The sequence below is a fragment of the Bradyrhizobium sp. 62 genome, assembly GCF_023073035.1.
GTDB lineage: Bacteria > Pseudomonadota > Alphaproteobacteria > Rhizobiales > Xanthobacteraceae > Bradyrhizobium.
Window position 1 is genome coordinate 510,044 of sequence record NZ_JADPIT010000016.1, and the last position, 12,512, is coordinate 522,555.

Annotated in this window: 8 protein-coding genes, 1 tRNA gene and 1 pseudogene; all 10 read left to right on the forward strand. The window is 63.3% G+C overall.

Annotated features, from left to right (window positions below):
* Positions 1-32: 32 nt before the first annotated feature.
* Complete coding sequence (locus IVB47_RS21360) at positions 33-1,217, forward strand: substrate-binding domain-containing protein (protein WP_247404831.1); 1,185 nt, start codon at positions 33-35, stop codon at positions 1,215-1,217.
* 215 nt (positions 1,218-1,432) lie between these two features.
* Positions 1,433-2,224, forward strand: a complete 792-nt coding sequence (locus IVB47_RS21365) for an ABC transporter ATP-binding protein (protein WP_247463989.1) — start codon at positions 1,433-1,435, stop codon at positions 2,222-2,224.
* A complete protein-coding gene (locus IVB47_RS21370) occupies positions 2,221-2,943 on the forward strand; it encodes an ABC transporter ATP-binding protein (RefSeq protein ID WP_247463992.1) in 723 nt (240 codons plus the stop codon). Before IVB47_RS21365 ends, IVB47_RS21370 begins: the two co-directional genes overlap by 4 nt.
* Positions 2,940-3,950: a branched-chain amino acid ABC transporter permease gene (locus tag IVB47_RS21375; RefSeq protein ID WP_247463995.1), complete on the forward strand. Its 1,011-nt coding sequence runs from the start codon at positions 2,940-2,942 to the stop codon at positions 3,948-3,950. The genes IVB47_RS21370 and IVB47_RS21375 overlap by 4 nt, the downstream gene beginning before the upstream one ends.
* Positions 3,947-5,032, forward strand: coding sequence for a branched-chain amino acid ABC transporter permease (locus IVB47_RS21380; protein ID WP_247463998.1), 1,086 nt, complete (start codon positions 3,947-3,949; stop codon positions 5,030-5,032). The genes IVB47_RS21375 and IVB47_RS21380 overlap by 4 nt, the downstream gene beginning before the upstream one ends.
* A 135-nt stretch (positions 5,033-5,167) precedes the next feature.
* The gene (locus tag IVB47_RS21385; RefSeq protein ID WP_247464000.1) at positions 5,168-8,278 is read left to right on the forward strand and encodes an EAL domain-containing protein; all 3,111 of its coding nucleotides are present in this window, start codon (positions 5,168-5,170) and stop codon (positions 8,276-8,278) included.
* 1 nt (position 8,279) lies between these two features.
* The gene (locus IVB47_RS21390; RefSeq protein ID WP_247404845.1) at positions 8,280-9,335 is read left to right on the forward strand and encodes a diguanylate cyclase; all 1,056 of its coding nucleotides are present in this window, start codon (positions 8,280-8,282) and stop codon (positions 9,333-9,335) included.
* Between the two features lie 74 nt (positions 9,336-9,409).
* Positions 9,410-9,486, forward strand: a tRNA-Arg gene (locus tag IVB47_RS21395).
* Positions 9,487-10,269: 783 nt separating this feature from the next.
* Positions 10,270-12,120 (forward strand): acyltransferase family protein, encoded by a 1,851-nt coding sequence (locus IVB47_RS21400; RefSeq protein WP_247464002.1) that lies wholly within the window; start codon positions 10,270-10,272, stop codon positions 12,118-12,120.
* 130 nt (positions 12,121-12,250) lie between these two features.
* Positions 12,251-12,512, forward strand: a pseudogene (locus IVB47_RS21405) (DNA polymerase IV); the annotation flags it as partial.

Consider the following 12,512-nt stretch of genomic DNA (forward strand, 5'->3'; position numbering starts at 1 on the left):
TATGGCCAAAGAATTCATCAGGAGGGACCACCGTGCGTCGATCGCTCATCTTAGCAACAACCATCCTCGCCCTCGCCGCGGGCACCTCCGCACAGGCCGACGATCTCAAGGTCGCGCTGATCTACGGCAAGACCGGCCCGCTCGAGGCCTATGCCAAGCAGACCGAGACCGGCCTGCAGATGGGTTTTGAATACGCCACCAAGGGCACCATGACGCTCGACGGGCGCAAGATCGTTGTCATCACCAAGGACGACCAAGGCAAGCCGGATCTCTCCAAGGCCGCGCTCGCGGAAGCCTATCAGGACGACAAGGCCGACATCGCGATCGGCACGACCTCGTCGGCCGCGGCACTCGCGATCCTGCCCGTCGCCGAGGAAAACAAGAAGATCCTGATCGTCGAGCCCGCGGTCGCGGACCAGATTACCGGCGAGAAGTGGAATCGCTACATCTTCCGCACCGCGCGCAACTCGTCGCAGGACGCGATCTCGAACGCGGTCGCGATCGGCAAGCAGGGCGTCACCGTCGCGACGCTGGCGCAGGACTACGCCTTCGGCCGTGACGGCGTCGCCGCCTTCAAGGAGGCGCTCGGCAAGACCGGCGCGACGCTCGCCGCCGAAGAATATGCCCCGACCTCCACCACCGACTTCACCGCGGTCGGCCAGCGCCTGTTCGACGCGCTGAAGGACAAGCCGGGCCGCAAGGTGATCTGGGTGATCTGGGCCGGCGCCGGCAATCCGTTGGCAAAACTCCAGGACATGGATCCGAAGCGCTACGGCATCGAACTGTCCACCGGCGGCAACATCCTGCCGGCGCTCGCCGCCTACAAGGGCCTGCCCGGCATGGAAGGCGCGACCTATTATTTCTACGCGATCCCGAAGAACCCTGTGAATGACTGGTTCGTCGCCGAGCACCAGAAGCGCTTCAACGCGCCGCCGGACTTCTTCACCGCGGGCGGGTTCGCCGCAGCGATGTCCGTCGTCGCCGCCGTCACCAAGGCGAAGTCGACCGACACCGAGAAGCTGATCACGGCCATGGAAGGCCTGGAGTTCGACACGCCGAAGGGCAAGATGATGTTCCGCAAGGAAGACCATCAAGCGCTCCAGAGCATGTATCACTTCAAGGTCAAGGTCGATCCGAACGTCGCCTGGGCCGTGCTCGAGCCGGTGCGCGAGCTGAAGATCGAGGACATGGACGTTCCGATCAAGAACAAGCGCTAGGTGCTTCTCCACCTCTCCCGCTTGCGGGAGAGGCCGGGAGACGGCTCTGTCCTCCTTGGGGGTTCTCGATTGCGGAGACACCCTCTCAGTAGCCGATGCTCCGCATCGCGTTCTTTCAAGAACGGCGGCCGTAGGCCGCCTGTGCCTCTCCCGCAAGCGGGGGAGGCAGCGCAGCGTGATCGCGGACAAGTTCTCCTCTCATCATTGCCAGACCCATGACGCTGACCCTCGAAACCCGCGACCTCACCATCCGCTTCGGCGGCCATGTCGCGGTCAACAGCGTCACCTGCAGCTTCCGCCCGGGCGAGCTCACCGCGATCGTCGGCCCGAACGGCGCCGGCAAGACGACTTATTTCAACCTGATCTCCGGCCAGCTCCGCGCATCGAGCGGCAGCATTCTGTTCGATGGCACCGACATCACCCAGCATTCCGCACCGATGCGGACGCGCGCGGGCCTCGGGCGCGCGTTCCAGCTCACAAACCTCTTTCCGAACCTCTCGGTGGAGGAGAACGTGCGCCTTGCCGTGCAGGCCGCCAACGGCACTCACTACGACATGCTGCGGCCCTGGATGGTCCGCCGCGATCTGATCGCCCGCGCCGATGCTATCCTGGATCAGGTCGCGCTCGGCGGCCGCCGTGGCGTCGCCGCGACCGCACTGTCGCATGGCGATCAGCGCAAGCTCGAGGTCGCGCTGATGATGGCGCTCGAACCGAAGGTTTTCATGTTCGACGAGCCGACCGCAGGCATGAGCATCGACGAGGTGCCGGTCGTGCTGAACCTGATCGCACAGCTCAAGCAGGACAAGAGCAGGATCATTCTGCTCGTCGAGCACAAGATGGACGTGGTGCGATCGCTCGCCGACCGCATCATCGTGCTGCATAACGGGCAGCTCGTGGCCGACGGTCCGCCGGCCGAAGTGATCGCGTCACCGATCGTGCAGGAAGCCTATCTCGGCGTCGCGCCCAAGGCATCTGAAGGGAATAAAGTTGCAGGGGGCGCAGCATGACCGATCTGTTGAGGCTCTCCGGCGTGCACACCCATATCGGCCGCTATCACATCCTCCAGGGCATCGACCTCGCTGTCGCGCAGGGGCAGACCACGATGCTGCTCGGCCGCAATGGCGCCGGCAAGACCACGACGTTGCGCACCATCATGGGCCTCTGGCAGGCCTCCTCCGGCGAGATCAGCCTCGCCGGCGAGCGCATCGAGAGCCGTGCGACGCCCGACATCGCGCGGCTCGGCGTCGGCTACGTGCCGGAGAGCATGGCAGTGTTTTCCGACCTCACGGTGAAGGAGAACCTGGTGTTGGCGGCGCGCGCCGGGCCGCTCGATGACGCCCAGCTCGACTGGATTTTTGGCTTCTTCCCGGCGCTGCGCCGGTTCTGGCTATCGCGCGCGGGAAGTCTCTCGGGCGGACAGAAGCAGATGTTGTCGATTGCCCGCGCCATCGTCGAACCGCGCAAGCTCCTGCTGATTGACGAGCCGACCAAGGGACTGGCTCCAGCGATCGTGATAGCGCTGATCGAGTGCCTGAAGGAGATCAAGCGCAAGGGCGCCACGATCCTGATGGTCGAGCAGAATTTCTTTGCCGCCCGCGAGCTCGGCGACGACGTGCTGGTGATGGACAACGGCACCATCGCTCATCGCGGCGAGATGGCGGCCTTGGCCTCCGACGTGCCGCTGCAGGAGCGGCTGCTCGGCCTGAGCCTGGAGACGCATCAATGACCGAGCTCGCCGCAACCGACCCGCTGCCGAAGCAGAAGCGCGACATCGCGCCGATCCTGCTGCCGATCGCCGTCGCCCTCGTGATGATCCCACTGATCGGCTCCCCCAGCACCTGGCTGACGCTGACAGCCGCGAGCCTCGCGATGGGCATGATGATCTTCATCATGGCCTCCGGACTCACACTCGTGTTCGGCTTGATGGATGTGCTCAATTTCGGCCATGGCGCCTTCATCGCGGTCGGAGCCTACGTCGCGACCCTGGTGCTGGCGCCGTTCGCGGCCTCCCTCCAGGCGGATTCGCTGTGGATCAACCTCGCGGTGCTGGCGCCGGCGGCACTGCTGTCGATGGCGGTCTCCGGCGCGCTCGGCCTGATTGTCGAGCGGGTGCTGATCCTGCCCGTCTACGGCCAGCATCTAAAGCAGATCCTGATGACGACGGGCGGCCTGATCGTCGCCGAACAGACGCTGTATGCGGTGTGGGGGCCGCAGATCATCCCGACGCCACTGCCGACGTCGTTGCGCGGCTCCTTCATCCTCGGCGACGTCGCGATCGCGAAATACCGCGTGCTGGCGACGCTGATCGGCCTTGCCGTCTTCATCGCGATCCAGCTCGTGCTCAACCGCACCAAGCTCGGGCTTCTGATCCGCGCCGGCGTCGAGAACCGCGAGATGGTCGAGGCGCTCGGCTATCGCATCCGCCGCCTGTTCCTCGGCGTGTTCATGACGGGGTCGGCGCTGGCCGGCCTCGGCGGCGTGATGTGGGCGCTATATCGCGAGCAGGTTCACGCCTCCATGAGCGACGACCTCACCGTCCTGATCTTCATCGTCGTCATCATCGGCGGCCTCGGCTCGATCGGCGGCTGCTTCATCGGCGCGATCCTGGTGGCGATGATTGCCAATTACGGTGGCTTCCTGGTGCCGAAGCTCGCCCTCGTCTCCAACATCCTGCTGATGGTCGCCATTCTGATGTGGCGGCCGCGCGGCCTTTATGCGGTGACCAGCCGATGATGATCCTGTCAGGCGATCCGCCGCGCAGCCGCGTGCTCACGCTCGTTCTCGTCCTCATCATCCTGGCGCTGGTGGCGACGCCGTTCCTGTTCCCCGGGGCGAAGGCGCTGAACGTCGCGGCCAAGATCTGCGTCTTCGCCGCGCTGGTCGCCTCCTACGATTTGCTGCTCGGCTATACCGGCTCGGTGTCGTTCGCACACACCATGTTCTACGGGATCGGCAGCTACGCGATCGCGATCGCGCTGTACGGGATGGGCCCGAACTGGGGTGCGGTTGCAACCGGCATCGTGATCGGCCTGCCGCTTGCTGCACTGCTTGCACTTGCGATCGGACTGTTCTCGCTGCGGGTCGCCGCGATCTTTTTCGCCATGATCACGCTCGCGGTTGCATCCGCCTTCCAGGTGCTGGCCTCGCAACTGTCCTGGCTGACCGGCGGCGAAGATGGCCGCAGCTTTCAGCTGCCCGAGCTGCTCAGGCCCGGCACGGTGCTGATCTCCAGGAACGTGCTGGGATTCGAAGTCAACGGCCGCATCCTGACCTACTATCTGGTGTTCGCCGTCTCGGCCCTGATGATCCTCGCTTTGCTGCGGGTGGTGAATTCGCCGTTCGGGCGCGTGCTGCAGGCTATCCGCGAGAACCGCTTCCGCGCCGAGGCGCTCGGCTTCCGCACCGTCTTCCACCTGAGCTACGCCAACTGCATCGCCGCACTGGTCGCCGCCGGCGCCGGCATTCTCAATGCATTGTGGCTCCGTTATGCCGGCCCCGATACCTCGCTCAGCTTCTCGATCATGCTGGACATTCTCCTGATGGTCGTGATCGGCGGCATGGGCACGATCTACGGCGCGATCATCGGCGCCACCATCTTCATCCTCGCCCAGAACTATCTGCAGGCGCTGATGGGCGCCGCCTCCAAGGCGGCGTCGGAAGCCGGTCTGCCGCTGCTGCCGGGGCTGTTGCATCCGGACCGCTGGCTGCTGTGGCTCGGGCTGCTCTTCATCGCCAGCGTCTACTTCTTTCCGACCGGCGTGGTCGGACGGCTGCGCAATCTCGGCGGCGACAAGAGCGCGGGCAGCTCGCATTAACGCACGATTCATGATGCAGCGCGCAGCTCGCTGGACGCGACTGCGATCACGCAACGGGATTAACGCTCAGGTAACTGGCTTTCCTAAGCTTTACGCCATTTGTGTGGTGTATCCCTGTCCCTTCAGGGAGGGGGAATGCGCCAGGTCTTTGCAAGGATTGCAGCCGGAATGTTCCTAGCCGCGAAGCACGGCTGGGAGGCAGCGATTCGGCGCGGACCGGTGCTGTGGCTCACTTTGTGCGGCGTGTTGCTGGTCGCGGGGATCTTCGCGGTGACCGCCATGGCCGTCGGCGAATTTCGCGAACGTACCCTGACCAACCGCGAACGCGAGCTGGAAAATACGGTACAGCTGATCGCGCGGCACTTCGATCAGCAATTCGAAGATTCCGACGTCGTCGCCGCCGACGTGATCGGGCAGATGAATTTGCCGGAGATCAGTTCGGCCGCGATGTTCCGCGAGCGCATGTCCGGACCCGCGACGAACCAGATGCTGCGGAGCAAGATCAGCTCCGTGTCTTACCTCGGCGACATCGCGATCTACGATGCCGACGGCGAACTGATCAACTGGTCGCGGGCCCAGCCGCTGCCCAAGATCAACGTCTCCTCGCGCGCCTATTTTCAGACCTTCAAATCGAATCCGATGGCCGAACCAGTGATTCTGGAGTCGGTTCGCAGCTTCATCATCGGCAAATGGACCACGGTCGTCGCGCGCCGGCTGAACGGCGTGGACGGCAGCTTCTTCGGCACGATGGTCCGCCGGATCGATCCGGACAGCTATCAGAACTATTTCGCATCCGTTGCGCTTGCGGAGGGCACGGCGATTTCGCTGTTCGACCGCAATGGCAAGATGCTGTCGCGCTATCCGCATGTCGAAGAGCTGATCGGCAGGGACTTCAAGGACGCGCCGCTGATGCGCAAGATGCTGGCCGAAGGCGGCCGGCACACCCTGCGCGTCAAGGGCCCGATCGACGGCGAGGATCGCCTCGGCTCCGGGGCCTCGCTTTCGCATTTTCCGCTGGTCATCGTCGCGACCAACACCACGAGCTCCGCGCTGGCCGACTGGCGGCAGCAGACCGGTTTCATGGTCACCACCGCCGCGCTTTCGGCCTCAGTGATTGCGCTGATCCTGTTCCTGATCGTTCGCCAGATCAACCGGCAGAACCGCGAGGCGCAGCAGCGGCTGGAAGCGGAGCGGGGCCGGCTCGACACCGCCCTGAACAACATGTCGCAGGGGCTGATCCTGTACGACGCCGCCGGCTACATCGTCACCTGCAACCGCCGCTACGCCGACATGTTCGGCCTCTCTCACGATGTCATCAAGCCCGGCTGTCACATCCGCGAGGCGATGTATCATCGCAAGGAGCGCGGCGCGTTCGACGGCGATGTCGAGGCATTTTGCGCCGAAGTCATGAGGATCGTCGCGGAAGGCACGGTCTCCACCAGAAGCCATCACTTGCCGAGTGGCCGCGCCTTTCAGGTCATCAACACTCCGCTCGCGCAGGGCGGATGGGTGGCCACGATCGAAGATATCACCGAGCGCCGCAAGCTGGAGCAGGAACGCGACCGCAACTACATGTTCCTGCGCGAGATCATCGATCACATCCCGTCGCAGATCACGGTGAAGGATGCTCAAACGCGGCGATATCTGCTGGTCAACCGGACCGCCGAAGAGCAATTCGGCCAATCAGGTGATCACATCGTCGGCAAGACTCCGTTCGACATGTACCCGGAAGCTACCGCCAGGGTCGTCACCGACGACGACAGCAAGGCGCTGAAGGCGGCCGAGGGATTGTTCAAGGACGAACATGCCTGGCAGAGCCAGGCCAAGGGGCTACGCTACATCACCTCGACCCGGATCCGAATCCGCGACGAATCCGGCGAGCCGCGTTACCTCATCAACGTCGTCGAGGATGTCACCGAACGGCGTCGCGCCGACGAGAAGATCGCGCATATGGCGCATTACGATGCGCTCACCGACCTGCCGAACCGGACGCTATTCCGCGAGCAGATCGAGCGCGAACTTGAGAAGGTCGGCGGCGGCAGCCAGTTCGCGCTACTCTATATTGACGTCGACGAATTCAAAGGCATCAACGATTCGCTCGGTCATCACGTCGGCGACGAACTGTTGAAGGGAATCGCGGCCCGCATCCGCGGCTGCCTCGGACAGGGCGACCTGATCGCGCGGCTCGGCGGCGACGAATTCGCGGTGATCCAGACCGGGATCGAGTCGTCCGCCAACGTGGTGTCATTCGTGACGCGAATCTTCGAGGCGATCCGCCGGCCCTATCATTGCTTCGATCATCAGCTCTCGACCGACGCCAGCATCGGCATCGCGATGGCGCCGCAGGACGGCACCGATCTCGACCAGCTCATCAAGAATGCCGACCTCGCGATGTACGGCGCCAAGGCCGAGGGACGCCGCACCCACCGCTTCTTCGAGCCGGAGATGGATGCGAGCGCCAAGGCGCGCCTGAGCCTGGAGCAGGATCTGCGCCAGGCCCTGGTGAACGGCGGCTTCGATATCCACTATCAGCCGCTGGTCGACCTGCGCACTAACGATGTCACGGGTTGCGAGGCGCTGCTGCGCTGGCGGCATCCCGAGCGCGGCATGGTGTCGCCGGCGGAGTTCATCCCGATTGCCGAGGACACCGGCCTGATCAACGAGCTCGGCGACTGGGTGCTGCGCATGGCCTGCAACGAGGCCGCGACCTGGCCGGCGCATGTGCGCGTCGCGGTCAATGTCTCGCCGGTACAGCTCAAATGCGACACGCTGGCACTGCGGATCGCCGGCGCGCTCGCGGATTCCGGACTTGCCCCGTGCCGGCTCGAGCTCGAGATCACCGAGGCCGTGCTGATCCGCGACGACGAGGCGGCGCTCTCGATCTTGCACCAGCTCCGCGCCATCGGCGTGCGCATCGCGCTCGACGATTTCGGCACCGGCTACTCCTCGCTCAGCTATCTGAAGCGCTTTCCGTTCGACAAGATCAAGATCGACCGCTGCTTCGTCGCCGATATCGCCGAGACGAGCGGCGCGCCCGTGATCGTGCAGGCGGTGGTGAACATCGCCGCCGCCAGCAACATGACCACGGTCGCGGAGGGCGTGGAGACCGAGGCGCAGCGCGAGATGCTGCGCGCGCTCGGCTGCACGGAGATGCAGGGTTATCTTTTCAGCAGACCGAAGCCGGCCAGCGAAGTGCGGAAGCTGTTCGGCCCGAGCCATACCTTGCCGGTGGCGGCGGTGGCCTGACATGGCGAAGCCGGGGAAAACGTCAACCAAGACAGTCGACGTTGCGGATTCCTATGCCGTGCGGCTGATGCAGCATCTGGTGGTGCCGACCTTCGTGATCGACCCCAAGCGCCGCGTCGTGATCTGGAACAGAGCCTGCGAGCGGCTGACCGGCGTTGCCGCCTCCGAGGTGATCGGCACCAATAAGCACTGGCAGGCGTTCTACGAGACCAGGCGCCCTTGCCTCGCTGACCTTGTCGCGCTCGACCGCCCTGAACAGCTTCCGGAGTTCTATTCGGAGTATGGCGCGCGCGGCCATAACGGGCTCGGCTTCAGTGCCGAGAACTGGTGCGTGATGCCGAAGCTCGGCAGCCAGCTCTATCTCGCCATCGACGCCGGCCCGATCCACGACGAAGCCGGCCATCTGATTGCGGTGGTGGAGACGCTGCGCGACCTCACCGACCAGAAGCGCGCCGAGATGGCCCTGAAGGAGCTTGCCACCAAGGACGGGCTGACCGGCCTGTCGAACCGTCGCGCGTTCGACCAGATGCTGATGAGCGAATGGGCCCGCGCCCAGCGGACGCAGAAGCCGATGGCGCTGCTGTTCGTCGACGTCGATCATTTCAAGCTGTTCAACGACCGCCACGGGCACCAGAGCGGCGACGAATGCCTGCGCGCGGTCGCGTCCGTCGTCAGCCGGCATGCCGTGCGCCCGCTCGATCTCGCCAGCCGGTATGGAGGCGAGGAATTCGCGCTGATCCTGCCGGACATGGATTGCGATGCCGCCTGCGTCATCGCCGACGAGATCCGCTGCGCCGTGATGGCCTTGCGGGTCACCCACGGCGCCATCGGGGCCGGCGACCATGTCACCCTGAGTGTCGGCGTCGCCAGCCACATTCCGGACGAAACCGACGACAGCCCCGACCGGCTGCTGGGCGCGGCGGACGAGGCGCTCTATGCGGCCAAACGGCTCGGCCGCAACCGCATCATGTGTGCCGAACGGCTGCTCGCCGAGTTCGCCAAGCTCGGGCGGGACGGCGTCCCGGTTCCTGGCAGCGCGGGCCGTAAATCAGCCTAGCCCAAATCAGCCTGGCAGGAGACGGCGGAAGCGGTTGCCCGCCCCCCGCCAATCGGCTAAATGAACCTCGACTAGCACCCGTAGCTCAGCTGGATAGAGCGTTGCCCTCCGAAGGCAAAGGTCACACGTTCGAATCGTGTCGGGTGCGCCACAATATCATTGGCTTAGTCGATTTAGGATTGCTCTTACATGTCGGCCCCACACGCGCACCGACACTTTGCAGCTTGAAGCCTCCCGCGGTCGAGCGCGTGTGCGGCGGCTGATGGTGGATCTCCGAGGCGAAGCATGTGCCAATGGTGGTGCCCGCCGGCGACGCTCAGCTACAACGTAAACAGGAGTGCAGGATTCTGCCCGTTTACGGGCAGCGGCGCAACGTCGGCGGAAAGGGGGCGGCCGTGTCGACAAGGCATCTACTCGCGCTCCTTTGACTCGCACATCGACAGCGATGAAGGCAGCTGCTTTCGATTGCATTGCAGGTCGCCGCACTGTGGCGCGCCAGGGTCGCTTTAGAGACGACGAGAAACTTGAGCGCCTTGTTCATAAGGCGCGCGATACACGCCGTGAGACGAGACCCGCCGTTCAAAGATTCAATACCGCTCGCTCGCCCGAGAGACGAGCTGCAGGAATTTGTCCCGACGGTTTACCCCAAGATCACCCCCGGGAAGCATGGTGCTGTCGCCCGAGGGGCACGCCCGTCCGTCTGGGCTGATGGTAGCTGATTTGACGGACCGGCCAGACGTCTGCCGATTTACGGCCTTCTATGGACGGCGATCTGTAGTTCTACGTGCCGATTGAACAGTCGACGGCGCGATCGACAGAACGTTGGCCGGGATTTTGATCTGCCAAAGATCCTTTACGGCTAGCAATCTGAAACGAAGCTCACTATGCATGCGCAGAATCGACTGATCCGCCAGCCTGGCCATTGGAGGTGCCTGTGTCGAACTACAGGGCTGACATCGACGGCCTAAGAGCCTTCTCTGTCTTGGCCGTGATTGGATTCCATCTCAACTCGGCTCTGCCTGGTGGCTATATAGGCGTTGACGTCTTCTTTGTGATCTCCGGCTTTCTCATCGGACGGATGGTACTGGACGAAGTTTCAAGCGGAAGCTTCAGTTTCACCGCGTTCTATCAGCGTCGGGCCCGGCGCATACTGCCGTCGCTGCTGTTTACCCTGTTCTGGACCTTTGCTGTGGCGTCCATCCTGCTGACGCCACGCGACATGGTCGCGTTTGCGAAATCGGCAATGGCGTCGCTGCTCTTTGCTGCCAACGTCTTTTTCTATCAGTCCAACGAGTATTTCGCGCAACAGGCTAGCGAACTACCGTTGCTGCACCTGTGGTCGCTCGGCGTCGAAGAACAGTTCTATATTGGCTTCCCGGTGCTGGCACTGATCCTCGCCCGGCTCTCCTGGCGATGGCTGGTGATCGCGCTTGCCGCGCTCGGTCTCGGCTCCGTCGCGTGGTCCCAAATTGAATTGAGTAGTAAGCCCGAAGCTGCCTTCTATCTGATCCACAGCCGGATGTTTGAACTCATCATTGGCATCCTGTTGTCACAGCTTCGCGGGTTCATTCTGACACCGGTAACGGCGGAACGCGTGGCTTGGTCTGGCGCCGCGCTGCTCTTCGCCACCCTCTTTCTATTTAATGATCAAACGCCATTCCCGGGGCTTTTGGCCTTGCTCCCCTGCGCCGCCGCCGCGGCGATCATCTGGTCGGGCCATGCCGGCACTCGGCTTTCGCGCCTATTGAGCCAACCGGTGATGGTTTACATCGGCAAGCTCTCTTATCCGCTGTATCTGGCCCATTGGCCCGTCATCGTCTTTGCTAAAATGGCGTTTCCTGCGAAGAGCGACGCTTGGCTGATGGCGCCGAGCGTCGCGACCTCGATCCTGCTGGCGGTTATTTCCTATCATCTGATTGAAAAACCTATCCGCTTCGGACGGTGGCGATCCGGACTGGCCTACGTTGCGGCCGCTGCTGTCCTTTTTGTCCTTGGCCCCATATCCGCTCTCGCGACTGCCGGCTTTGAAGGCCGCTATCGACAGGCGGCCCGCGACATTCTCGACCTAAAGGGACAGGATCCTTTGGCATCATTCCGACACAAAGAATGCTTCCTGGACCCCGAGCAGGGTTACGCAGACTTCGCCATGCAGAAGTGCCTGAGCTACCATCGACCCATGGCATTGTTGTGGGGCGACAGTCACGCTGCACACCACTTTGCCGGATTAAACCGAGAGATCGAGGCTGCCGGATATTCGTTGTCGCAGTTGACCGCTTCGGCGTGCCCGCCCATTCTCGGTTATGTCGTTAAGGAACGCCCATATTGCAGGGACATCAACGACCGCATAGTGGCCTTAATCGAGGCACGCAAACCTAGCATCGTCATTCTCTCATCATTCTGGAAAGTCTTTCACCCGGATCTATTGAAGCAAACCCTCATCAGGATAAGTGCCAGTGCCGGCACAGTTGTGGTGCTGGGGAACACTCCGATATTTGCCGAGCCGGTGCCGCGATTCTTGGCCCGCGAAGACAAGTCGGTGCCAATCCGGATGTCGGATCGTTCAGAGACAGAGCGGAAGATGAGCGAGATGTTTGCGCAGGGGCTTCCAGGCAACGTCAAGTACGTGCCTTTGATGGAGCTATCCTGTCCCAAGGGAGTCTGCGTCCTCGCAGGAGAGGACGAAGCGCCGTACTATTTCGACGAAGGACATCTCACGCAACAGGGATCGTCGTGGCTTGCTCGACAGATCGTCCCACTCGTCATTGAGCGAAAACGCGGATCGTAGTCGCGGTGGCCCGTAGGAGGGGCTGCCCGAGCACCTCCGTGACAGGCGCGCCCGCCGGGACCTCCTGGAACGGAGTGGGGTTGCTACTCCGCCAGCAGTGAAGAAACCGGTGAACCGCCTCGGCATGCTCTTGTCGCTCGACGAGGCCTATCTCGAGGTGACGGAAAACCTGCAAGGCATCCCGCTTGCGCGGGACGTTGCGCTCCGGATCCGCGAGAGGATCAAGACCGAGACCGGCCTCAATGGTTCGGCCGGCATCTCCGACAAGTTTCTGACCAAGCTCGCCTCCGATCATCGCAAGAGCGGTCAGTTCGTGATCTCACCGGAGATGGGAGCCGCCTTCGTCGAGAGGCTGCCCGTCGGCAATTCCATGGGATAGGCCCGGCCACGGG